Here is a 22,425-nt window from a genome sequence, read left to right on the forward strand (position 1 = left end):
AACTCACCGACTTGATTCTTCTGGCCCTGGCGGCCGTGGCCGTCATCCAGCTCGTGCTCTTCGTCTGGCTGCTCGCCCGCCGGCCGCCGCCGCCCGACCATGGCGAACTGCTCGCCGCCAACGAGCGCACCGAGCGCGAACTGCGCCGCGAGATCGCGGAGAGTTCGCGCGGCGGACGACAGGAAACCGCGCAGGCCTTCGCCACCTTCCAGCAGTCGCTCGTGATGCAGGGCGCCGAGGCCACGCGCACGCAGAACGCCCAGCTCGACGCCTTCGCGCTGCAGCTCGCCGCGCTGCAGAAGACGCTGGCCGACACGCTGGCCTCGCAGCTGCAGGGCCTGTCGGAATCGAACGCGCGCCGTCTCGCCGAGGTGCGCGCCACGATGGAGAGCCAGCTCACGCAGCTGCAGCAGGGCAACGCCGCCAAGCTCGACGAGATGCGCAAGGTCGTCGACGAGAAGCTGCAGAGCACGCTCGAAGCGCGCCTCGGCGAGAGCTTCCGGCAGGTGGCCGAGCGGCTCGAGCAGGTGCACAAGGGGCTGGGCGAGATGCAGACGCTGGCCGTCGGTGTCGGCAGCCTGCAGCGCGTGCTGACCAACGTGAAGACGCGCGGCATCTTCGGCGAGGTGCAGCTCGAGGCGCTGCTCGAGCAGGTGCTCACGCCCGAGCAGTACGCGCGCCAGGTCGAGACCAAGCCGCGCAGCGGGCAGCGGGTGGACTTCGCGATCCGCTTCCCGGGCCGCGGCGACGAGGGCGCGCCGGTCTGGCTGCCGATCGATGCCAAGTTTCCGCGCGACGACTACGAGCGCCTGATCGAGGCCCACGAGCAGGCCGACGCGGTCGCCGCCGAGCTCGCCGCCAAGGCGCTCGAGGCGCGCATCCGCGCCGAGGCCAAGTCCATCGCCGAGAGCTACCTCGCGGCGCCGCACACCACCGATTTCGCGATCCTCTTCCTGCCGGTCGAGAGCCTCTATGCCGAGGTGCTGCGGCGGCCGGGCCTGATGGACGCGATCCAGCGCCAGCACCGCGTGACCCTGGCCGGGCCGACCACCTTGCTCGCGATGCTCAACAGCCTGCACATGGGCTTTCGCACGCTGGCGCTCGAGCGCCAGGCCTCCGAGGTCTGGAAGGTGCTGGGCGCGGTCAAGACCGAGTTCGAGCGCTACGGCGAATGGGTCGAGCGCGTGAAGGAACAGGTGGCCAAGGCCTCCGACACGCTCGACAAGGCCGATACCCGCGCCAAACAGATGCGCCTGGCGCTGCGCAAGGTCGAGGCGCTGCCCGAGGGCCAGGCGCAGGCGCTGCTGCCGCCGCTGGCCGCGGGCACCGAAGGCATCGACGCCGACCCCGACACCGGCGGCAAGCCGTGAAGGGCAGCGAACTGCTGCGCGTCATCGGCGCGCAGGTCTGCCTCCACGCCACCATGGCCGGCATGCGGCTGGCCACGCCGCTGCTGGCGCTGCAGCAGGGCTACAGCGCAGCGGCCGTCGGCGTGCTGATCGCGCTGTTCGCGCTGACCCAGGTCTTCCTCGCGCTGCCGGCCGGGCGCTTCGCCGACCGCCACGGCTTCAAGCGGCCGCTGCTGCTGTCGGTGGTCGCGGCTTCCCTCGGCGCGGGGCTGGTCTTGGCGTTCCCGGTTTTTCCGGCCATGTGCGTGGCGGCGCTGCTGACCGGCGGCGCCACCGGCGCGACCGTGATCGCGCTGCAGCGCCACGTCGGCCGCTCGGCCACCACGCCGACCGAGCTCAAGCGGGTGTTCAGCTGGCTCGCGATCGCGCCCGCGGTGGCGAACTTCGTCGGCCCGTTCCTGGCCGGGCTGCTGATCGACCACGCGGGCCGCGCGGCGGCCGACATGCTGGCCTTCCGCGTCTGCTTCGCCGCCATGGCGCTGCTGCCGATCCTGTGCTGGCTGATGGCGCGCGGCGCCCACGAGCCGCCGCCCACGCCGCCGCTGCCCGGCGCGGTGCGCACGCGCGCCTGGGACCTGCTGCGCGAACCCATGTTCCGCCGCCTGCTGTTCGTGAACTGGCTGCAGTCCTCGAGCTGGGACGTGCATGCCTTCGTGCTGCCGGTGCTGGGACACGAGCGCGGCATCAGCGCCTCGGTGATCGGCTCGATCCTCGGCGCCTTCGCGATCGCGGCGGCCGTGATCCGCATCGTGCTGCCGGCGATCGCCTCGCGCGCCTCCGAGCGCAGCGTGATCCTGAGCTCGACCCTGGTCACGGTCTGCGTCTTCCTGGTCTATCCGCTGCTGCCGACGGCCCTGAGCATGGGTGTGTGCTCGGTGGTGCTGGGCTTCGCGCTCGGCGCGGTGCAGCCGATGGTGATGAGCATGCTGCACCAGATCACGCCGCACAGCCGCCATGGCGAGGCGCTGGGGCTGCGGCTGATGACCATCAATGCATCGAGCGTGGCGATGCCGATGCTGTTCGGTTCGCTGGGTGCGCTGATCGGCATCGGTGGCGTGTTCTGGGTCGTGGGCGGCGTGGTGGCGCTCGGCGCGCGCGCCACCTGGGGCTTGCAGGTGCGCGAGGAGGGGCACTGAACGGCCCCGAAGCCACGGCCGCCTTCCGGGAGACCCTGATCCAGATAAGATCAATTCTCATCTGATTGACAAGATAGTGACTTGAAGTCAGTATCGCCGCCTCCTCAACGAATCCCGAAGGCGGTCCCATGGACTCCCCATCCCGGGCGGCGATCGACGATCCGCGCCGCCGGTTCGCGCTCGTCGCCGCGGTCTATCTCGGCAGCTTCATCGCCACGCTCGACGTGAGCATCGTCAACGTCGCGCTGCCCACGCTGCAGCGCGCGCTCGCCACCGACCTCGCGGGCCTGCAGTGGGTGATCGACATCTACGCGCTGTGCCTGTCGGCCTTCATGCTGTCGGCCGGTCCGCTGGGCGACCGCTACGGCCGCAAGCGTGCCTGGCTGGCCGGCGTGGTGGTGTTCACCATCGGTTCGGCGATGTGCGCCATGGCCGGCAGCCTGAGCACGCTGCTGGCCGGCCGCGCGGTGCAGGGCATCGCGGGTGCGCTGCTGATCCCGGGGGCGCTGTCGATCCTGGCCCATGCCTTTCCCGAGCCGGCGAGCCGCGCGCGCGTGATCGGCGGCTGGTCCTCGTTCACCGCCATCTCGCTGATCCTCGGGCCGATGCTCGGCGGCCTGCTGGTGGACCACACGGGCTGGCAGAGCATCTTCCTGATCAACCTGCCGATCGGCCTGCTGACCGTGGGCCTGGGGCTCTGGGGCATCCGCGAGACCTCGCACCCCGAGCATGCGGCGCTCGATCCGGCGGGGCAGGTGCTCAGCGTGCTGTGGCTCGGCGCGCTGACCTTCGGGCTGATCGCGGCCGGCGAGCACGGCTGGCTGTCGGGGCGCACCACGGTGTCGCTGGCGCTGGCGGCGCTGGGACTCGTGCTGTTCCTCGCGGTGGAGGCGCGCGTGCAGCGGCCGCTGCTGCCGCTGGGCCTCTTTCGCGACGCGCGCTTCTCGGTCACCAACTTCGCGTCCTTCGTGCTGGGCTTCTCGGCCTACGCGAGCCTGTTCTTCTTCTCGCTGTTCCTGCAGCAGGTGCAGGGCTGGTCGGCCACCGACACCGGCTGGCGCATGGTGCCGCAGTTCGTCGCGACCGGCATCGTGTCCTCGCAGTTCGGCCGGCTGTCGCGGCGCCATGGCGTCCACGCGCTGATGGTGGCGGGCTACGGCCTGATCGGCGCCGCGATGCTCGCGATGACGCTGCTGGCGGCCGACACGCCGTACGTGATGCTCGCGCTGCTGTTCGTGGTGCTCGGCGCCGGCACGGGGCTCGCGGTGCCGGCCACCAGCACGGCGGTGATCGCCTCGGTGCCGGCGCAGCGCTCGGGCATGGCCTCGGCCACGATGAATGCGCTGCGCCAGGCCGGCATGCTGATCGGCATCGCGCTGCTCGGCACCTTGATGAGCAGCCGCGCCACCGCGCTGCTGGCCACCGCGCTCGAGCACGGGGGCCTGCCGGCGGCGCGCGCGCAGGAAATGGCGGTGGCCGCCGTGGCGCGGCACGACACCGCCGCGCTGGGCGCGCTCGATCCTTCGCTGACCCATGGCCTGGTGTCGGCCGCGCTGGCCGGTGGCTTCCATGCGGCCGTGGCCTGTGCCGGGCTGGCCGGCCTGCTGGCGGCCGGGTTGCTGCTCGGCGTCAGGCCGCGCACCGCCGCGCTGGCGGCCCGCGCCTGAGGAGCCATTCTCCATGCCCGCCGCGCGCGTGCCGCTGCGCCTGTCCGGGCGTCGCCTTCCCGTTCTTCGTTCCCGGACCGTCATCAAGGAGTTGTCCATGATCCATCACGAACTCGGCCAGTGGCCGCTGGTCATCAGCGTGTCGTCGGGGTTGCAGACCCTCGAGGACATGCAGGTCTTCACCGAGGACTGGAACCGCTGGCTCGACCGTGGCGAGCCTTTTGCTTCGCTGCGCGTGTTCGCCGACGCCGACGCGCTGGTGCATCCCGAGGGCAGCGCGCAGCGCGCGAAGCAGTGGCTGCAGGCGCGCGGCGCCGACATCCGGCGCCATATGATGGGCATGGCCAGCGTGGTGCCGCCCGATCAATACGAGAAAATCCGCAAGATGAATGTCGAGAAGCTCTTCGGCGTGCCGGCCGACACCTTCGCGCGCACCGACGAGGCCATCGCCTGGCTCGGCGAGCGCGTGCTGGCGCCGCGCGGCCAGGCGCTCGACGCGGCCGCGGTGAACGCGGCCATCGCGGCGGCACGTGCCGCCGCAGCCACAACCTGAGGGAACCGAATGACGACGGGGCGCCGCACCACCACTTCTTCCACGCCCGATGCGGCGGATCCGCCCGCGTCTTCCGAAGCGGCCGAGCCGCGCCGCCGCGTGAAGGCACCCGAGACTCGCGCGGTGGCGCTGATGGACGCGGCCGAGCGGCTGTTCATCGAGAAGGGCATCGCCACCACCAGCATCGACGACATCGCGGCCGGCGCGCAGGTGGCCAAGGGCACCTTCTACCTGTACTTCCCCTCGAAGGAGGCGCTGCTCGGCGCGCTGCAGCAGCGCTTCGTCGACAGCTTCTGCGCGCGGCTGCAGGAGGCGATGGACCGCCACCGTCCCGAGGACCACCATGGCCGCATCAAGGCCTGGGTCGAGACGGGGCTCGCGACCTACCTCGACAACGTCGCGCTGCACGACGTGGTGTTCCACGAATACCGCCCCGAGGACCGGCGCATGCGCAACGACAACGCGGTCATCACGCAGCTGGTCGGCCTGCTCAGGCGGGGCGACGCGGCCGGCGTGTGGGAGGTCGAGGACCCGACGCTCACGGCCGTGATCCTTTTCAATGCGCTGCACGGCGTGGCCGACGATGCCGTGGCCATGGGCCTCGCGACCGGGCCGGGGCCCGAGCGGCGCCGGCGCGCCAAGGCGCTCACGCGCTTCTTCGAGCACGCGCTGCGGCCCGATGACGACGATGGCGACGACGAGGCCGCCTAGTCCCCGAGGCGCGGTCCGCGCCCGCTCGGATCAGAGCTTGTAGAAGCGCTTGATCGCTTCCCACGCGTCTTCGGGCGCGTCGACGTACTCGAAGAGCTTGACGTCGCCGGGCGAGATCACGCCTTCGTCGACCAGGAAATCGAAGTCGATCAGGCGCTTCCAGTAGTCCGCGCCGAACAGCACGATCGGCACCGGCTTCGACTTGCGCGTCTGCACCAGCGTGATCACCTCGAACAGTTCGTCGAGCGTGCCGAAGCCGCCGGGGAACGCCACCAGCGCCTTCGCACGCATCATGAAATGCATCTTGCGGATCGCGAAGTAGTGGAACTTGAAGCTCAGCGCGGGCGTGACGTAGGGATTGGCCGCTTCCTCCATCGGCAGCGCGATGGCCAGGCCGACCGACAGGCCGCCGGCCTCGTGCGCGCCGCGGTTGGCCGCCTGCATGATGCCGGGGCCGCCGCCGGTGCAGATGAAGAGCTTGTCCTGCGGCTCCTTGTCCTCGCTGTGGCGCGCGACCAGCTTGCCGAAGGTGCGCGCCTTCTCGTAGTAGTGCGAGCTGCGCGCCAGCCGGCGCCAGCGCTCGGCCGCGGCGGTGTCGCCGGCCTTGTCGGCCTCGACGATCAGCGCGGCGGCTTCTTCCTCGCTGCGAAAGCGCGCGCTGCCGAAGACCACGATGGTGTTCTCGATGCCGTGGGCGCGCTGCTCGAGGTCGGGCTTCATCAGCTCGAGCTGCATGCGCACGCCGCGGGTTTCGCGGCGCAGCAGGAACTCGGGGTCGGCGAAGGCGATGCGCGAGGGATCGGGATCGAGCGGCAGCCCCTGGTCGGCATGGGACTGGAGCGTGGCCCAGGCATCGGCGAGGCGCTTGTCGTGAAGGTCGTGCGTGCTGTTGGTCATAAGGATGGGATTGTGCAGCGCGGGATTCGTTGCGTGCGGACGGGCCGCAAAGACAAAAGGCTCCTTGCGGAGCCTCTTGCGGGTGGTGGTCAGCCGGGGAAGGCGGCGCTCAGACGCGCTTGCGGTATTCGCCGGTGCGCGTGTCGATTTCGATCTTGTCGCCTTGCGAGACGAACAGCGGCACGGGCACTTCGAAGCCGGTGGCGATCTTGGCGGGCTTCAGGACCTTGCCCGAGGTGTCGCCCTTGACGGCCGGCTCGGTCCAGGTGATTTCGCGCTCGACGCTGGTCGGCAGTTCGACCGAGATCGCCTTGCCGTCGTAGAACACCACTTCGACGGCCATGCCGTCCTCGAGGTAGTTCAGGGCGTCGCCCATGTTCTCGGCTTCGACTTCGTACTGGTTGTAGTCGGCGTCCATGCAGACGTACATCGGGTCGGCGAAGTAGGAGTAGGTGCAGTCCTTCTTCTCGAGCACGATCTGGTCGATCTTGTCGTCGGCCTTGAAGACCACTTCGGTGTTGAAGTTGGCGATCAGGCTCTTCATCTTCATGCGCACGGTGGCGCTGTTGCGGCCGCCGCGGCTGTATTCGGTCTTGAGCACGACCATCGGATCCTTGCCGTGCATGATGACGTTGCCGGCGCGGATTTCTTGAGCGATTTTCATATCAGGGTCTCTGGATGTAAGCCGCTCGGTGCGCGGAGCTTCCAGAATCCGGGCAGGAGTGCCGGTTGGAAAAAGCCCCGCGGTACATGTCCCGCGGCAGGTTCAGCGGAGTGCATCTCGAACCCCCAGGAAGTTCCCAGGATCCGGGCCGAAATCCGCAAAGCCCGCTATTTTAGCTTTTTCCGGCGACGAAATGCTGCAGTTGGGTCACGAGATCGTCCTGCGCGAGCAGGCGATCGCGCCCTGGGGTGACCGCGAGACGCCATTCCTCGCCGATGTCGGCGAGTGACAGCGCCGCGTCGCCGAAGCCGTTCCAGGCGTGGTGGAAGCGCCGCATCGAGGCCGGCGCTTCGAGCCAGTCGAGCCAGGCGTTCAGCTTCACGTGGTGCGCATCGTCGTCCTGTTCGTAGATCTGCCAGACCAGCGGCGCGCCGGCCCAGAGGGCGCGCACCAGCGAGTCCTCGCCGCGCACGAAGTTCAGGTCGCAGGTCCAGAGCAGGTGGTCGAAATCGGGCTGGTCGAGGTGCGGCAGGTATGAAATCGATAGCGCACTCGCGTGGCTGGGCGAGCGTTCGAGCCCTGGTGCGCTCGAAAGGCAGGCCTTGACGGCTTCGGTCGCCCGGCCCGGCGTCACCAGCAGCCGGGTCGGCGTGGCGTCATCGGCCAGTTGCGTCAGCAGCGCGGTCAGGGCCGGCGGCTCGTAGCAGAACAGCGACACCAGCCGTTCGCCTTCGCGCCAGGGCAACTGCCGGCGCGCCAGCCAGTCGGTGCGATCGAAGGCCGCGCGCCGCCGCGCCAGGTCCGGCTCGCGCAGCAGGCCGCCGGTGGCCGGCGTGAAGCCTGGATAGAAGAAGCGCTTGGTGAGCCCGGCGCCCGGCTCCCTGAACACCGGCGAGGGCAGGCCGTGCAGCCGCTCCACATAGGGTTCGGCCGAAAGGTATTCGAGGTTGATCCAGGCGCGCGGGGCGCCATCGGCGGCCGAAGCTGCGGCGAAGCGCGCGATCAGCGCGGGTGCCGGATCGCAGCCGAATGCTTCGATCAGCACCCGCGGCGCCGGCTCGGCCGCGGCCGCGCTCACCGCGGCCGGGTCGCTCCAGTCGATCACGCGCACGCCCGCGCAGTCTTCGGGTGCCATCCAGGCCAGCGCGCTGGCGTCGTCGACCCAGAGCCGCACCGCTTCGCCGAGGCCGGCGAGCTGGCGCGCGAGCCGCCAGCACACGCCGAGGTCGCCATGGTTGTCGATGACCTTGCAGAAGATGTCCCAGTCGCGTTGCATGGCCGCGAGTGTGCACCTTGTGCCTTTCTTCTGAATGGCTCTCGCGCGGGGCCGTCGCTATGCTGGCCGCGCACCACAACCACAACGGAGAGAGCGAATGAGCCTGAAGAAGATCCGCGCCCACCATCCCGGCGCCGCCTTGCCCGCGACCTCGCGACTGCGCACGTTGCGCGGCGCGCTGGCCCTGTCCCTCGCGCTCGGCGGCCTCGCCACGGCAGCGGCCCAGACGCTCACGCCGCAGCAGCAGCGCTTCCGCGAGATCTACAAGGAGCTCATCGAGATCAACACCACGCACTCGGTGGGCGACAACACGCAGGCCGCGCGCGCGATGGAAAAGCGCCTGGTCGAATCGGGCTTCGCACCCGGCGATATCCAGATCTTCGAACCCTTCCCCAAGAAGGGCAACCTCGTGATGCGCTTCAAGGGCGACGGCTCGAAGAAGCCGTTGCTGCTGCTGGCCCACATCGACGTGGTCGAGGCCCGGCGCGAGGACTGGAAGACCGACCCGTTCAAGCTGCAGGAGTCGGGCGGCTACTTCACGGCGCGCGGTTCCATCGACGACAAGGCCATGGCCTCGGCGCTGGTGTCGGTGCTCGGGCAACTGAAGCAGGAGGGCTTCAAGCCCAGCCGCGACATCATCCTCGCGCTGACCGCCGACGAAGAGCGCGGCGACGCGCTGAGCAACGGCGCCTTCTGGCTCATCAACAACAAGCCCGAGCTGCTGCAGGCCGAGTTCGGCATCAACGAGGGCGGCGGCGGCGAACTGCGCAACGGCAAGCCCAATCTGCATCGGCTGCAGGTGGCCGAGAAGATGTACACCACCTACATGCTCGAGGCGCGCGATGTCGGCGGCCACAGCTCGGTGCCGACGAAGAGCAACCCGATCTACGCGCTCTCGGCCGGCCTGGAGCGGCTGGGCAACTACGCCTTCCCGATCAAGCTCGCCGACGTCACGAAGACCTATTTCGCGCGCAGCGCGCCCTTCGCCACCGGCCAGCTGGCCGAGGACATGCGTGCCATCGGCACCGGCAACCCCGATGCCGGCGTGCTCGAGCGCATGACGGCCAACCCGGCCTACAACGCCCAACTGCGCACCACCTGCGTGGCGACCATGGTGCAGGCCGGCCATGCCGAGAACGCGCTGCCGCAGTCGGCCAAGGCCACGGTCAACTGCCGCATCCTGCCGCACGACGATCCCGACGAGGTCGAGCGCCTGCTGACCCAGGCCGTGGGCAACGACAAGATCGTGGTGCGCAACCTCGGCAAGCCGCTGCGCAGCCCGGCGTCGCCGCTGCAGGGCGACCTGGTGAAGACGGTGGAACGGCTGACCGAGCAGATGTGGCCGGGCGTGCCGGTGATTCCCGCGATGAGCACGGGCGCCACCGACAGCCGCTTCCTGCGCAATGCCGGCATTCCGATGTACGGCGTGACCGGCATGTTCCTCGAGCCTTCGGATGCGCGCGCCCACGGGCTGGACGAGCGCATCGAGATCCAGCGGCTCTACGACGGGCGCGAGTTCCTCTACCGGCTGGTGAGCGAACTCGCGAAGTAGGCGCCGCCGGGTTCCTGGTCTCGATCAGGGCGTGAAGGTATCGCCGAGCACGATGCCTTCGCGCCGCGGATCGGCGCCACCCGTGAGCACCGGCTGGCCGCCGACGTTGGTGCGGATGATGGTGCTGATGCCGCTGGACTGGGCGCCGAAGTTGACCGTGTGGCCGAGCGCGCGCAGGCCGGTGATCAGCGGATCGTTGTTGCCCGAGTTCGAGGTGTCGATGGCGGGGTGTTCGCCGCCGACGTTGGTGGGCGAGAACGTGTCTTCTGCTTTCGCCTTGCTGTTGGTGGCGCCGAAATCGACCAGCGAGGTGGCCTGCTGGGCATCGAGGCCCCAGTCGAGCGCGCCGACCAGCGTCTTCACCACGTACTGGATGATCGTCCCGCCGCCCGGTGAACCGGTGCCCATCACGAACTCGCCCATGCTGCCGTCGGCGTTCTTCTTGAACACCAGGGTCGGCGCCATCGTGCTGCGTGGGCGCTTGCCCGGCTCGACGCGGTTGGCGATCTTGATGCTCGGGTCCTTGGCGTCGTTGGGGTCGGCCGAGAAATCGGTCAGCTGGTTGTTCAGCAGGAAGCCCTGGGTCATGTGGAACGAGCCCATCGAGGCTTCCACCGTCGTGGTCATCGTCACCACGTTGCCCTGCTTGTCGACCACGGTGAAGTGGGTGGTGCCGCGCTCCTCGGTCTTGTCGATGCCCCGCGGTACGCTGTCCAGTTTGCCGGGGTCGGCCAGGCCCATGCTCTTGGTCAGGCTGATCAGGCCCGCCCGCTCCTGCAAATAGGACTTGCGAAGCATCTTGTCGGGCGAGCCGCCAGGCAGCGGCACGAAGTCGGTGTCGGCCACGTACTTGTCGCGGTCGGCATAAGCCAGGCGCTCGGCCTCGCTCACCAGGTGCACGCCCATCACGCTGGGCTTGCCGCCCTCGAGGTCGATGGCCGTCGGCTTGTACTGGCCCATGTCGAAGTTCTCGAGGATGCCGAGCGCCTGCACCACCGCGATGCCGCCCGAAGAGGGCGGCGACATGCTGCAGATGTAGTAGTCGCGGTAGGTGCCGCAGACCGGATCGCGGCGCTTGGCCACGTAGTTCGCCATGTCGGCCATGGTCGTCTTGCCGGGCGTGATGGCCGAGCCGTCGACGGCCTTCGAGACCGCGATCTTGTCGACGATGCCCTGGGCGATCGCGCCGGTGTAGAACGCGTCCGCGCCCTGCGTGGCGAGGGTCGTGAGGGTCTTGGCATAGGCCGGGTTCCTGAGCCGCGTGCCCAGCGCCTTCGGCGTGCCGTCCTCGTTGAAGAAATAGGCGGTCGCGTCGGCATCGCGCTTGATGTCGGTAGCCGCACCGGAGATGGCCGTGGCCATGCGGCCGCCGATCGGGAAGCCGTCGGAGGCCAGCGTGATGCCGTAGCCGAACAGGTCCTTCCACGGCAGCTTGCCATGGTCCTTGTAGGCGATGTCGAGCATGCGCACGGCACCGGGCGTGCCGATGGAGCGGCCGCTCGCGCGCAGCCGCGAGGTGGGCTGCGGCGGATTCTTGTCGCTGACGTCGTTGATGTAGCGCAGGTAGTTCTCGGTGGCCGCGGCGGGCGCCATCTCGCGTCCGTCGTAGGCCTGCACCTTCTTGGTCTTCGCGTCGTAGTGCAGCATGAAGGCGCCTCCGCCCAGGCCGCTGGACTGCGGCTCGACCAGGCCCAGCACCACCTGCACCGCCACCGCGGCGTCGACCGCGCTGCCGCCGGCCTTGAGGATGTCGCAGCCCGCGCGCGTGGCCAGAGGATGGTTGGCCACCACCATGTAGTTCTTCGCATAGACCAGCTTGTGGCCGACCACGTAGCCCGAGGCCGGCTCGGGTGCCGCCGGGTCGCCGGGGTCGCCCGAGCCCACCGTCACCGGCGTGCCGCTGTCGCCGATCAGGCAGCCCTTGTCGGCCGCCGGGGGAGGCGGCGCCGGCGGGTTGGCCGCATTGATGGCGGCGATCGCCGCGATCAGCGCCGCATTGTCCTGTCCGCCACCACCGCCGCCGCAACCGGCAACGGCCAATGCGAGCGCCAAGGGCGAAAGCGCCCGCCAGCTCAGCGGCTGAATCTTCTTCGTCATGGAGAGTTTTCCCGAATAGTTTTGATGGAACGACGCGGGCGCTCCTCGTGCCCGCATCCCATCATCTGCAGATTCCGTTCCACCCACCTCGGGGTTTGCGCGGGGCCGGCCATGGCACCCGCCGCCGCGCGCCACAATAGCCGCCATGTCAGACGTGCATTCCGATCAACTGCTCAGCGAAGTCGCGGCCCTGCCGCAGCTGCCGGGCGTCTACCGCTACTTCGACGCGGCCGGCGCCGTGCTCTACGTGGGCAAGGCGCGCAACCTCAAGAAGCGGGTCGCCAACTACTTCCAGAAGAGCCACGGCGGCACGCGCATCGGCCACATGATCTCGAAGATCGCGCGCATGGAGACCACCGTGGTGCGCTCCGAGGCCGAGGCGCTGCTGCTCGAGAACAACCTCATCAAGACGCTCAAGCCGCGCTACAACATCCTGTTTCGCGACGACAAGAGCTATCCCTATCTCAAGATCGCCTCGCACCAGTTTCCGCGGCTGGCCTACTACCGCGGCGCGGTCGACAAGAAGCATCGCTACTTCGGGCCGTACCCGAGCGCGTGGGCGGTGAAGGAGTCGATCCAGCTGCTGCAGAAGGTGTTCAAGCTGCGCACCTGCGAGGACACGGTGTACGCCAACCGCACCCGGCCCTGCCTGCTCTACCAGATCAAGCGCTGCACCGGTCCCTGCGTGGGCCACATCTCGACCGAGGCCTACGCGCAGGACGTGGCGAGTGCCGAGGCCTTCCTGCGCGGCGACACGCAACTGGTGCTCAGCAAGCTCGAGCAGCGCATGACCTCGCACGCCGAGAAGCTGGAGTTCGAGCAGGCGGCCGAGCTGCGCAACCAGATGTCGGCGATCTCGCGCGTGCTGCACCAGCAGTCGATCGAGATCGCTTCCGACAAGGACGTGGACATCCTCGCGGTCAAGGTGCAAGGCGGCAAGGCCTGCGTGAACCTGGCCATGGTGCGCGGCGGCCGCCACCTGGGCGACCGGCCCTACTTCCCGGTGCACGTCGAGGACGCCTCGCAGATGCACCATGGCGAGCTCGACATCGACGAAGGCGAGGGCGCGCCTCCCGCCGCCACCGATTCGGTGGAGGTGCAGGTGCTCGAGGCCTTCATCGCGCAGCACTACATCGACGTGCCGGTGCCGGCCACGCTGGTGCTCAGTGAGACCGTGGGCCGCGAGCTGATCGAGGCGGTGTCGCTGCAGTCGGGCACGCGCGTGACGGCCGTGTTCCAGCCGCGCGAGCAGCGCCGCCACTGGCTCGAGATGGCCGAGAAGAACGCCAGCCTGCAGCTGGCGCGCCTGCTGGCCGAGGAGGGTTCGCAGCAGGCCCGCACCCGCGCGCTGGCCGATGCGCTCGAACTCGCGAGCGAGGACCTCGACAACTTCCGCGTCGAATGCTTCGACATCTCGCACACCGCGGGCGAGGCCACGCAGGCCTCGTGCGTGGTGTTCGAGCACCACGCGATGCAGAACAAGGAATACCGGCGCTACAACATCGACGGCATCACGCCCGGCGACGACTATGCGGCGATGCGCCAGGTGCTGCACCGGCGCTACGGCAAGCTGGCCGAGGCGATGGCCGCCGAGACCGAGGCGCTGCCGCCCGGCGATGCCGAGAGCGAAGGCGCCGAGGGTGCGCCGGCGCCGGCCCGGGCCCGCGGCGCGCGCATGCCGGAACTGGTGCTGGTCGACGGCGGCAAGGGCCAGGTGTCGATGGCGCGCGAGGTGTTCAGCGAGCTCGGCCTGCCGCTGTCGCTGATCGTCGGGGTCGAGAAGGGCGAGGGCCGCAAGGTCGGCCTCGAGGAACTGGTGTTCGCCGACGGCCGCGAGAAGGTCTACCTGGGCAAGGATTCGGCGGCGCTGATGCTGGTGGCACAGATCCGCGACGAGGCGCACCGCTTCGCCATCACCGGCATGCGCGCCAAGCGCGCCAAGGTGCGCGTGGGCGGCAGCCAGCTCGAGGACATCCCGGGCATCGGCCCGAAGCGCCGGGCCCGGCTGCTGCAGCGCTTCGGCGGCATCCGCGGCGTGGCGGCAGCCAGCGTGGAGGACATCGCCTCGGTCGAGGGCATCGCCTTCGACCTGGCCGAGGAAATCTACCGTGCGCTGCACTGAACTCGCCGGCGCGGGAGCGGGGCGCCGGCACGGCTTTGCCCCCGTTCTCGAATCCATCGTTTTCGCGTGACACAATCGAGCGCATGTTCTGGACCCTGCCGACCATCATGACCTGGACGCGCATCGTCGCGATCCCCCTGATCGTCGGCGTGTTCTACCTGCCCATCGCCGACCCGATGCGCAATGTGATCGCCACGGTCATGTTCATCGTGTTCGCGGCCACCGACTGGCTCGACGGCTTCCTGGCGCGCAAGCTCAACCAGACCTCTGCCTTCGGCGCCTTCCTCGATCCGGTGGCCGACAAGTTCCTGGTCTGCGCCTCGCTGCTGGTGCTGGTGCACCTGAACCGGGCCGACGTGTTCGTGGCGCTGATCATCATCGGCCGCGAGATCGCGATCTCGGCGCTGCGCGAATGGATGGCTCAGATCGGCGCCAGCAAGAGCGTGGCGGTGCACATGATCGGCAAGGTCAAGACGACCGTGCAGATGGTCGCGATCCCGTTCCTGCTCTACGACGGGCAACTGTTCGGCTTCATCGACACCGGCCTGTGGGGCCAGTGGCTGATCTGGGTCTCGGCCGTGCTCACCGTGTGGTCGATGGTCTATTACCTGCAAAAGGCCATTCCCGAGATCCGGGCCCGGGCCAAATGAGTTCCGCCTCGGCCCGCGAGGCGGGCTGGTTGCGGGCGATGCCCGCGGTCTTCGTGCTGATCTGGAGCACCGGCTTCATCGTCGCGCGCTACGGCATGCCGCATGCGCCGCCGTTCAAGTTCCTGGCCGTGCGCTTCGTGCTCTCGTTCCTCTGCTTCGGCCTGTGGGTCGCGCTTGCGCGCGTGGCCTGGCCTTCGACCCGGGCGCAGTGGGGACACCTCGCGGTCACCGGCATCCTGATGCAGGCCGGCTACCTCGGCGGCGTCTGGGCCGCGGTGCGCGCGGGCATGGGCTCGGGGCTGGTCGCGCTGCTGGTCGGCATCCAGCCGGTGCTGACCGCGATCTGGATGTCCTTCAACGGCGGGCGCGTGTCGCCGCGGCAGTGGCTGGGCCTGGCGCTGGGCTTCGCCGGGCTGGTGCTGGTGGTGTCGCGCAAATTCGGCGATGGCGCGGAAGTCAGCGCGGCGACCATGAGCCTGGCGCTCATGGCGCTGGTGTCGATCACCGCGGGCACCCTTTATCAGAAGCGCTTCGTCGCGCCCTGCGATGTGCGCAGTGCGAGCGCGGTGCAGATGGCGGCTGCCGTGGTCGCGACCCTGCCGTTCGCGCTGCTCGAGCCCGAGGCCATCGCATGGAACGCGCATTCGATCGGCGCGATGGCCTGGTCGGTGCTCGCGCTCTCGCTGGGCGGCAGCTCGCTGCTCTACATACTGATCCAGCGCGGCACCGCGACCGCGGTCACGAGCCTGCTCTACCTGGTGCCGCCTTGCACGGCGCTCATGGCCTGGCTGCTGTTCCGCGAGCAGATCACGCTGACCACGCTGCTGGGCACGGCGCTCACGGCGGTGGGCGTGAGCCTGGTGGTGCGCGCGGCTCGCTGAGGCGCGGGGCTTTCGCCTAGCGCGCGGGCTTCCAGGGCTCGCCGCGAAAGCGTTCGGCCAGGTGGTCGACCAGGAGCCGCACCCGCCGCGGCGTCTTCGGCCGCCAGGGCGCGATCCAGTGGATGTCGGCATCGGGCATCGCGTACTGCGGCAGCACCCGCACCAGCGCGCCCGAGGCCAGCTGCGGCGCGATGTCCCAGAGGCTGCGCAGCATGATCCCGTGGCCCGCCAGGCACCAGTCGCGCACCATCTCGCCCGAGTTGCTCGACAACGGGCCCTGCACCCGCACGCGCGCCGTGCTGCCGTCGCGGCCGTGCCGCAGCGACCACAGCGCATATTCCTGCCGATGGATCTCGCCGTTCTCGCGCGCGACCAGGCAGTCGTGCGTGGCCAGGGCCTCGACGCTGGCCGGCGTGCCGCGGCGCGCGAGGTAGGAGGGCGCGGCCGCGAGCACGCGCTGGTTGCGCGCAATGCGGCGCGAGACCCAGTCCGAGGCATGGCGCTGCTGCACCGCCCACAACCACAGCGCGCCGTCGTAGCCTTCGGCGCCCAGGTCGGGCAGGCGCTCGGTCAGCTGCAGCTCGATGCGCAGGGCCGGGTGGGCGGCCTGGAATTCCGCCAGCGCAGGACCGAGCCAGCGCCGGCCGAAGCCGAAGGTGGCGGCCAGCCGCACCGCGCCCGTGAGCTCGTTCTGGCGCTCGCCGAGCTCGCCCTCGAGCGCCGCAAAGCCTTCGAGCAGCTGCTTCGCATGCCGGCACACGGCCTCGCCCTCGGCCGTGACACTGAGCCGCCGCGTGGTGCGGTCGAACAGCCGCTGGCCCAGCCGCGCCTCGAGCGCGCCGAGCCGCTTGGTGACCACCGAGGGCACGACGTCGAGCGCGCCGGCCGCGCCCGCGAGGCTGCCGTGTTCGCGGATGGCGAGCGCCAGTTGCAGGTCGCCGCGCTCCAGTGCCAATGAATTCATGCCAGAACGGAAAGTATGAATTGGCCGATTGTTGCTTGATGGACCCCGGTGCGCAACGCACAATCGCCGCGTGACCGCCTCCTTCCTCGACTTCCCCGTCTTCGACATCGAACGCGATGGCGTGCGCGTGCATGGCCGCATCGGCGGCAGTGGGGCACCCCTGCTGTTGCTGCACGGACACCCGCAGACGCACGCGATCTGGCACCGTGTCGCGCCCGCGCTGGCCGAGCGCTTCACCGTGGTGGCGATCGATTTGCGCGGCTACGGCGATTCGGGCCGGCCCGCCGCCGATGCCGCGCACGAGAACCACAGCAAGCGCGCGATGGCGCTCGATGCGCTCGCGGCGATGCGCCACCACGGCTTCGAGCGCTTCGGCGTGCTCGCGCACGACCGCGGCGCGCGCGTGGCGCACCGGCTCGCGGCCGACCATCCGGCGGCGGTCGAGCGCATGCTGCTGCTCGACATCGCCCCCACGCTCGCGATGTACGAGCACACCTCGGAAGCCTTCGCGCGCGCCTACTGGCACTGGTTCTTCCTGATCCAGCCGCCGCCGCTGCCCGAGGCGCTGATCGCCTCCGACCCGGTGCGCTACGTGCGCAGCGTGATGGGCGGGCGCCATGCGGGGCTCGCGCCGTTCGCGCCCGAGGTGCTTGCGGAGTACGAGCGCTGCGCGGCCATCCCGGGCAGCGCCGAATCCATCTGCGAGGACTACCGCGCCTCGGCCGGCATCGACCTCGATCACGACCGCGCCGACATCGCCGCGGGCGCGCGGCTCGCGATGCCGCTGCGCGTGCTGTGGGGCGCGCACGGCGTGGTCGGCCGCGCCTTCGACGTGCTGGCGCTGTGGCGCGAGCGCGCCGACCGGGTCGAGGGGCATGCGCTGCCCTGCGGCCACTACGTTCCCGAGGAGGCGCCGGGCGAACTGCTCGCCGAGGCACTCGACTTCTTTGCACCGCTCATCCCATCGGAAGGACCCAGACCATGACCACCCACAGAATCGCAGTCATCGCCGGCGACGGCATCGGCAAGGAAACCACACCGGAGGGCGTGCGCGTGCTCGATGCGGCGGCGCGCAAGTTCGGCATCGACCTGAAGTTCGATCACTTCGACTTCTCGAGCTGGGACTACTGCGAGAAGCACGGCAAGATGCTGCCCGACGACTGGAAGGACCAGATCGGCGGCCATGACGCCATCTTCTTCGGCGCGGTCGGCTGGCCCGAGAAGATCGCCGACCACATCTCGCTGTGGGGCTCGCTGCTGCTGTTCCGCCGCGAGTTCGACCAGTACATCAACCTGCGTCCCGCGCGCCTCATGCCCGGCATCGTCGCGCCGGTGGTGCGCCGCGACGGCTCGCCGCGCCAGCCCGGCGAGATCGACATGTACATCGTGCGCGAGAACACCGAGGGCGAGTACTCGAGCATCGGCGGGCGCATGTACGAAGGCACGCCGCGCGAGATCGTGGTGCAGGAGACCGTGATGTCGCGCGTGGGCGTGGACCGCGTGCTCAAGTTCGCGTTCGAGCTCGCGCAGTCGCGGCCGAAGAAGCACCTGACCAGTGCCACCAAGTCGAACGGCATCTCGATCACCATGCCCTACTGGGACGAGCGCGTGGCCGAGATGGCGAAGGCCTACCCGGGCGTGACGCTCGACAAGTTCCACATCGACATCCTCACCGCGCACTTCGTGCAGCGGCCCGACTTCTTCGACGTGGTGGTGGCGAGCAACCTGTTCGGCGACATCCTGTCCGACCTGGGGCCGGCCTGCACCGGCACCATCGGCATCGCGCCGAGCGCCAATCTCAACCCCGAGCGCACCACGCCCTCGCTGTTCGAACCGGTGCACGGCTCGGCACCCGACATCGCAGGCAAGGGCATCGCCAACCCGATCGGCCAGATCTGGTGCGGCGCGATGATGCTCGAGTTCCTGGGTCACAAGGACGCGCACGACGCGATCCTGTCGACCATCGAGAAGGTACTCGCGCCCGGAAGCGGTGCGCCGCGCACACCCGATATCGGCGGCACGGCGAGCACGAGCGACCTCGGAAAAGCGATCGCCGAAGCCTTGTGAGACGGCCGCGGCCCGGTCGGAAAAAGGTCTTCGCGAAACGCCCCTAGAATCGCGCGCTCCGCTGCGCCGCACGGGCTGATGTCGTATTGACACCCCGCAGGCCAGTGGTTGTAATCCCCGATGGCAGCGCGCTGCCGGGGCGTCAGGCCTGCCAAGCTTCCGCGTCGGATCACGCCGCGACGGACTCGCCAGCCGACGAAAGCCGACCAACTTTTTTCTACAAGGGGCCCTTGTGAACAAGACCGAACTGATTGAGCACATCGCAAAGAACGCCGATATTTCCAAGGCAGCCGCCACGCGCGCGCTCGAATCCACCATCGGCGCCATTCGTACCACGCTCAAGAAAGGCGGCTCCGTGTCGCTCGTCGGTTTCGGCACTTTTGCAGTCGGTAAACGTGCGGCGCGTACGGGTCGCAATCCGCGCACCGGCGACGCGATTAAAATCAAGGCCGCCAAGATTCCGAAGTTCCGTCCCGGCAAGGCCCTCAAGGACGCGTTGAACTAAGTCGACGACGAGAACTCGGAAGAAAAGTATTCCCGGTGGGGTGCTTAGCTCAGCTGGTAGAGCGGCGCCCTTACAAGGCGTAGGTCGGGGGTTCGAGCCCCTCAGCACCCACCACCCACCCGATGCAAAGGCGAACAACGGTTCGCCTTTTTTATGGCCGTCCGACAGCCACCGCCTGAGAGTGTCCAAGCATGTTTGATTTCTTCCGCAAGTACAACAAGATCATGATGATTGTCTTGTTCTTGCTGATCATCCCGTCGTTCGTGCTGTTCGGCGTCGAGCGCTACCAGGGCTTCTCCAAGGACGAGGCCGTCGCGCATGTCGACGGCACCAGCATCACGCGGCCCGAATGGGATGCGCAGCATCGCGTGGAAACCGACCGCATCCGCCAGCAGTCGCCCAACGTCGATCCGCTGGTGCTCGACTCCGATGCGCTGCGCTACGCCACGCTCGAGAAGATGGTTCGCGACCGCGTGCTGACGGTGGCGGCCAACAAGGCCAACATGACGGTGTCCGAGGAGCGCCTCTCGCGCATCTTCGCGCAGGACCCGGGCCTCGCGACCTTCCGCACGCCCGAGGGCAAGTTCGACCGCGACGCCTTCCAGCGCGTGACCGGCCGCACGCCCGAGCAGTACGAAGCGTCGATGCGCGCCGAGCTCGCCACGCAGCAACTGCTGCTGGGCGTGTCGGGCACCACCTTCACGCCGCCCGCGCTGGCCGCCGCCACCATCAATGCCTTCTACGAACAGCGCGAGATCCAGGTGTCGCGCTTCGCGCCCGAGGGCTTCGCATCGAAGGTCACGGTCAGCGATGCCGACATCGAGACCTACTACAAGGACCACACGGCGCAGTTCCAGGCACCCGAGCAGGCAAGCATCGAGTACCTGCTGCTCGACCTCGAGGCGGCCAAGAAGAACGTGACGGTCAACGAGGCCGAGCTCAAGAGCTACTACGAGCAGAACACCTCGCGCTTCGGCACCAAGGAAGAACGCCGCGCGAGCCACATCCTGATCACCGCGGCCGCCAGCGCGCCGGCGGCCGATCGCGCCAAGGCGAAGGCCAAGGCCGAGCAACTGCTGGCCGATGTGCGCAAGGCGCCCAACACCTTCGCCGATGTCGCGCGCAAGAACTCGCAGGACCCGGGCTCGGCCGAGAAGGGCGGCGACCTCGACTTCGTCACGCGCGGCGCGATGGTCAAGCCTTTCGAAGACGCAATGTTCGCGCTGAAGAAGGGCGAGATCAGCAACGTCGTCGAGACCGAGTTCGGCTATCACATCATTCGCCTGGACGACATCAAGCCGGCCGTGGTGCCGCCGTTCGAGCAGGTGCGCGCCACCCTCGAGAACGACTACCGCGCCCAGCAGGCCACGCAGGAATTCGCCAAGGCCGCCGAGACCTTCACCGATGCCGTGTACCAGCAGCCCGACAGCCTGAAGCCGGCCGCCGAGAAGCTCAAGCTCACGATCCAGACCGCGACCAACATCGGCCGCACGGCCGCGCCCGGTGCGACCGGACCGCTCGCGAGCCGCAACTTCCTGAGCGCGCTGTTCTCGCCCGATTCGTTGAGCCGCAAGCAGAACACCGAAGCGATCGAGGTCGGCACCAACCAGCTCGCCTCGGGCCGCGTGACCCAATACTCGGCCGCGCATCCGATTCCGCTGGCCGACGTGAAGGACAAGATCCGCGCGCAGCTCGTCACCGAGCGCGCGGCGGCGCTCGCGAAGACCGAGGGCGAAGCCAAGCTCGCGGCCTGGACCACGAAGGCCGATGGCGCCAATTTCTCGGCGCCCGTCACCGTGTCGCGCACCGATGCGAAGGCACAGCCGGGCGTGGTGGTCGAGGCCGCGCTGCGTGCCGACGCCAGCAAGCTGCCGACCCTGGTCGGCGTCGACCTCGGCACGCAGGGCTATGCCGTGGTGCGCGTGACCAAGGCCGTGCCTCGCACCGCGCCGACGGCGGAGGTCGCGAAGCAGGAGAACGCGCAGGTCGGCCAGTCGATCGCGGCCGCCGAAGACGCTGCGTACTACAACCTGCTGAAGGACCGCTACAAGGCCGAGATCCTGGTGCCGCGTCCCGCGACCGACGGACTGCCGTTCGCCGGCGCACGCTGACCGGTCGCGCCGCGAGGCGCTCCCTCATCCCCTTCGCGGGCCGCCTGGTGCGGCCCGTTGCTTTTTCGGTCTCGCGTGGGACAAGCGCCAGGGTCGCTTCTTGCCAGAATCCGCGCATGGGAACTCTCTACCTCGTGCGCCATGGCCAGGCCAGCTTCGGCGCGGCCGACTACGACAACCTGAGCGAACTGGGCCACAGGCAGTCGGTGCGGCTCGGCGAGTACTGGCGCGAGCGCGGCATGCGTTTCGACGCCGTGATCACCGGCACCCTGCGCCGGCACCGGCAGACCTGGGAAGGCATCGCGCAGGGCCTCGGCCTGACGCGCGACGACGTGCTGCCCTGGCCCGGCCTCAACGAGTACGACAGCGAGGCGGTGATCGCCACCATCCACGAAGGCAAGCTCGAGAAGCCCGATTCGCCCGAGATGTACCGGCATCACTTCCGTCTGCTGCGCGAAGGACTGGGTGCGTGGATGCAGGGGCGCACGAAGCCGGTCGGCATGCCCAGCTACGTGGACTTTCTCGCGGGCGTGACCACCGCGCTCGATCACGTGCGCGACAAGCACCACGGGGCCAAGGTGCTCGTGGTGTCGAGCGGCGGGCCGATCAGCACGGCGGTGGGCCATGTGCTGGGCACCAGCGCCGAGACCACGATCGAGCTCAACCTGCGCATCCGCAACTCGTCGGTGACCGAGTTCGCCTTCACGCCCAAGCGCCACATGCTGGTGACCTACAACACGCTGCCGCATCTCGACGGGCCGGCGTACGAGGACTGGGTCACCTATTCCTGAAGCAGGCCTTCGCGCTCAGGCCTGCCAGACGCCGTAGCCCGCCTTGCGCAGGGCGATGCCGAGCTCGACTTCCATCGAGCGCGCGTCTTCGTAGTTCATCGGGTTGTAGCGCTCGTAGAGCGCGGGCAGCAGGTGCAGGCCGTAGTCCTGCACGAAGCTGTTGGCCTGGATGCCGGCCTTGTGCTTGTCGAAGCGGATGTCGGGATCGAGCCCGGTCATGCCCACGTAGACGAAGGGTTTGCCGAGCTGGTAGTCGGGATTGGCCCGGCGAAAGCGGGCGATGTTCCAGACGCGGTCGTCGAGTTCGACCACGTAGACATGATGGTGCGCGCGGGGTTTGCGTGGCATCGGCCCCGCCCGATGTTGCGACGG

The 22,425-nt window shown here is 69.0% G+C and carries 20 protein-coding genes and 1 tRNA gene; 15 read left to right on the plus strand and 6 right to left on the minus strand.

Annotated features, from left to right (window positions below; genetic code table 11):
- Positions 1-11: 11 nt before the first annotated feature.
- The 5 genes from rmuC (at position 12) to INQ48_10930 (ending at position 5,476) form a co-directional block, all read left to right on the plus strand.
- Positions 12-1,370 carry a DNA recombination protein RmuC gene (gene rmuC, locus INQ48_10910; GenBank protein ID QRF60689.1) on the plus strand — a complete coding sequence of 453 codons (1,359 nt, stop codon included), beginning with the start codon at positions 12-14 and terminating at the stop codon, positions 1,368-1,370.
- Positions 1,367-2,545 carry an MFS transporter gene (locus tag INQ48_10915; GenBank protein QRF59694.1) on the plus strand — a complete coding sequence of 393 codons (1,179 nt, stop codon included), beginning with the start codon at positions 1,367-1,369 and terminating at the stop codon, positions 2,543-2,545. The genes rmuC and INQ48_10915 overlap by 4 nt, the downstream gene beginning before the upstream one ends.
- Positions 2,546-2,673: 128 nt before the next feature.
- Positions 2,674-4,212, plus strand: coding sequence for an MFS transporter (locus INQ48_10920; GenBank protein QRF59695.1), 1,539 nt, complete (start codon positions 2,674-2,676; stop codon positions 4,210-4,212).
- Between the two features lie 97 nt (positions 4,213-4,309).
- A complete protein-coding gene (locus INQ48_10925) occupies positions 4,310-4,765 on the plus strand; it encodes a hypothetical protein (protein ID QRF59696.1) in 456 nt (151 codons plus the stop codon).
- A gap of 9 nt (positions 4,766-4,774) precedes the next feature.
- Positions 4,775-5,476: a TetR/AcrR family transcriptional regulator gene (locus INQ48_10930; protein ID QRF59697.1), complete on the plus strand. Its 702-nt coding sequence runs from the start codon at positions 4,775-4,777 to the stop codon at positions 5,474-5,476.
- Between the two features lie 30 nt (positions 5,477-5,506).
- Here INQ48_10930 and INQ48_10935 read toward each other — a convergent pair whose 3' ends face one another.
- The 3 genes from INQ48_10935 to earP form a co-directional block, all read right to left on the minus strand.
- Positions 5,507-6,373 (minus strand): TIGR00730 family Rossman fold protein, encoded by an 867-nt coding sequence (locus INQ48_10935; protein QRF59698.1) that lies wholly within the window; start codon positions 6,371-6,373, stop codon positions 5,507-5,509.
- Between the two features lie 109 nt (positions 6,374-6,482).
- Positions 6,483-7,037: an elongation factor P gene (efp, locus tag INQ48_10940; protein ID QRF59699.1), complete on the minus strand. Its 555-nt coding sequence runs from the start codon at positions 7,035-7,037 to the stop codon at positions 6,483-6,485.
- Positions 7,038-7,209: 172 nt separating this feature from the next.
- On the minus strand, positions 7,210-8,313 hold the full coding sequence (gene earP, locus INQ48_10945) for an elongation factor P maturation arginine rhamnosyltransferase EarP (protein ID QRF59700.1): 1,104 nt from the start codon (positions 8,311-8,313) through the stop codon (positions 7,210-7,212).
- Positions 8,314-8,470: 157 nt separating this feature from the next.
- On the opposite strand from earP, the gene INQ48_10950 reads away from it, so the two are divergent.
- Positions 8,471-9,865 carry a M20/M25/M40 family metallo-hydrolase gene (locus tag INQ48_10950; protein ID QRF60690.1) on the plus strand — a complete coding sequence of 465 codons (1,395 nt, stop codon included), beginning with the start codon at positions 8,471-8,473 and terminating at the stop codon, positions 9,863-9,865.
- Positions 9,866-9,889: 24 nt separating this feature from the next.
- Here INQ48_10950 and ggt read toward each other — a convergent pair whose 3' ends face one another.
- Positions 9,890-11,962, minus strand: a complete 2,073-nt coding sequence (gene ggt, locus INQ48_10955) for a gamma-glutamyltransferase (protein ID QRF59701.1) — start codon at positions 11,960-11,962, stop codon at positions 9,890-9,892.
- Positions 11,963-12,107: 145 nt separating this feature from the next.
- On the opposite strand from ggt, the gene uvrC reads away from it, so the two are divergent.
- The 3 genes from uvrC to INQ48_10970 all read left to right on the plus strand — a co-directional run bounded on the left by uvrC (position 12,108) and on the right by INQ48_10970 (position 15,615).
- Positions 12,108-14,084, plus strand: coding sequence for an excinuclease ABC subunit UvrC (gene uvrC / locus INQ48_10960; GenBank protein ID QRF59702.1), 1,977 nt, complete (start codon positions 12,108-12,110; stop codon positions 14,082-14,084).
- An 83-nt stretch (positions 14,085-14,167) separates the two neighbouring features.
- Positions 14,168-14,734, plus strand: a complete 567-nt coding sequence (pgsA, locus tag INQ48_10965) for a CDP-diacylglycerol--glycerol-3-phosphate 3-phosphatidyltransferase (GenBank protein QRF59703.1) — start codon at positions 14,168-14,170, stop codon at positions 14,732-14,734.
- Positions 14,731-15,615: an EamA family transporter gene (locus tag INQ48_10970; protein ID QRF59704.1), complete on the plus strand. Its 885-nt coding sequence runs from the start codon at positions 14,731-14,733 to the stop codon at positions 15,613-15,615. The genes pgsA and INQ48_10970 overlap by 4 nt, the downstream gene beginning before the upstream one ends.
- 16 nt (positions 15,616-15,631) lie before the next feature.
- Here the strand turns inward: INQ48_10970 and INQ48_10975 are convergent, their stop codons facing one another.
- On the minus strand, positions 15,632-16,579 hold the full coding sequence (locus tag INQ48_10975; protein QRF59705.1) for a LysR family transcriptional regulator: 948 nt from the start codon (positions 16,577-16,579) through the stop codon (positions 15,632-15,634).
- A 70-nt stretch (positions 16,580-16,649) separates the two neighbouring features.
- Here INQ48_10975 and INQ48_10980 point away from each other — a divergent pair, with 70 nt between their 5' ends.
- The 6 genes from INQ48_10980 to INQ48_11005 all read left to right on the plus strand — a co-directional run bounded on the left by INQ48_10980 (position 16,650) and on the right by INQ48_11005 (position 22,053).
- Positions 16,650-17,564 carry an alpha/beta hydrolase gene (locus INQ48_10980; protein ID QRF59706.1) on the plus strand — a complete coding sequence of 305 codons (915 nt, stop codon included), beginning with the start codon at positions 16,650-16,652 and terminating at the stop codon, positions 17,562-17,564.
- Positions 17,561-18,646 carry a tartrate dehydrogenase gene (locus INQ48_10985; protein ID QRF59707.1) on the plus strand — a complete coding sequence of 362 codons (1,086 nt, stop codon included), beginning with the start codon at positions 17,561-17,563 and terminating at the stop codon, positions 18,644-18,646. Before INQ48_10980 ends, INQ48_10985 begins: the two co-directional genes overlap by 4 nt.
- Positions 18,647-18,878: 232 nt before the next feature.
- Positions 18,879-19,151, plus strand: a complete 273-nt coding sequence (locus tag INQ48_10990) for an HU family DNA-binding protein (GenBank protein ID QRF59708.1) — start codon at positions 18,879-18,881, stop codon at positions 19,149-19,151.
- Between the two features lie 38 nt (positions 19,152-19,189).
- Positions 19,190-19,265, plus strand: a tRNA-Val gene (locus INQ48_10995).
- Between the two features lie 77 nt (positions 19,266-19,342).
- Positions 19,343-21,262, plus strand: coding sequence for a SurA N-terminal domain-containing protein (locus tag INQ48_11000; GenBank protein QRF59709.1), 1,920 nt, complete (start codon positions 19,343-19,345; stop codon positions 21,260-21,262).
- Between the two features lie 116 nt (positions 21,263-21,378).
- A complete protein-coding gene (locus tag INQ48_11005; protein QRF59710.1) occupies positions 21,379-22,053 on the plus strand; it encodes a histidine phosphatase family protein in 675 nt (224 codons plus the stop codon).
- A 15-nt stretch (positions 22,054-22,068) separates the two neighbouring features.
- On the opposite strand, the gene INQ48_11010 is transcribed toward INQ48_11005, so the two are convergent.
- A complete protein-coding gene (locus INQ48_11010; GenBank protein QRF59711.1) occupies positions 22,069-22,401 on the minus strand; it encodes a hypothetical protein in 333 nt (110 codons plus the stop codon).
- Between the last annotated feature and the right edge of the window lie 24 nt (positions 22,402-22,425).

The sequence above is a fragment of the Variovorax paradoxus genome, assembly GCA_016806145.1.
Classification (GTDB): domain Bacteria; phylum Pseudomonadota; class Gammaproteobacteria; order Burkholderiales; family Burkholderiaceae_C; genus Variovorax.

Bases quoted from the DNA above. Each gene is read 5' to 3' on its own strand.
- INQ48_11005 (QRF59710.1), top strand. From the start codon at position 21,379: ATGGGAACTCTCTACCTCGTGCGCCATGGCCAGGCCAGCTTCGGCGCG.
- efp (QRF59699.1), bottom strand. From the start codon at position 7,037: ATGAAAATCGCTCAAGAAATCCGCGCCGGCAACGTCATCATGCACGGC.
- INQ48_10925 (QRF59696.1), top strand. From the start codon at position 4,310: ATGATCCATCACGAACTCGGCCAGTGGCCGCTGGTCATCAGCGTGTCG.
- ggt (QRF59701.1), bottom strand. From the start codon at position 11,962: ATGACGAAGAAGATTCAGCCGCTGAGCTGGCGGGCGCTTTCGCCCTTG.
- INQ48_11000 (QRF59709.1), top strand. From the start codon at position 19,343: ATGTTTGATTTCTTCCGCAAGTACAACAAGATCATGATGATTGTCTTG.
- uvrC (QRF59702.1), top strand. From the start codon at position 12,108: ATGTCAGACGTGCATTCCGATCAACTGCTCAGCGAAGTCGCGGCCCTG.
- earP (QRF59700.1), bottom strand. From the start codon at position 8,313: ATGCAACGCGACTGGGACATCTTCTGCAAGGTCATCGACAACCATGGC.
- INQ48_10975 (QRF59705.1), bottom strand. From the start codon at position 16,579: ATGAATTCATTGGCACTGGAGCGCGGCGACCTGCAACTGGCGCTCGCC.
- INQ48_10930 (QRF59697.1), top strand. From the start codon at position 4,775: ATGACGACGGGGCGCCGCACCACCACTTCTTCCACGCCCGATGCGGCG.
- INQ48_10935 (QRF59698.1), bottom strand. From the start codon at position 6,373: ATGACCAACAGCACGCACGACCTTCACGACAAGCGCCTCGCCGATGCC.
- INQ48_10920 (QRF59695.1), top strand. From the start codon at position 2,674: ATGGACTCCCCATCCCGGGCGGCGATCGACGATCCGCGCCGCCGGTTC.
- INQ48_10985 (QRF59707.1), top strand. From the start codon at position 17,561: ATGACCACCCACAGAATCGCAGTCATCGCCGGCGACGGCATCGGCAAG.
- INQ48_11010 (QRF59711.1), bottom strand. From the start codon at position 22,401: ATGCCACGCAAACCCCGCGCGCACCATCATGTCTACGTGGTCGAACTC.
- pgsA (QRF59703.1), top strand. From the start codon at position 14,168: ATGTTCTGGACCCTGCCGACCATCATGACCTGGACGCGCATCGTCGCG.
- INQ48_10970 (QRF59704.1), top strand. From the start codon at position 14,731: ATGAGTTCCGCCTCGGCCCGCGAGGCGGGCTGGTTGCGGGCGATGCCC.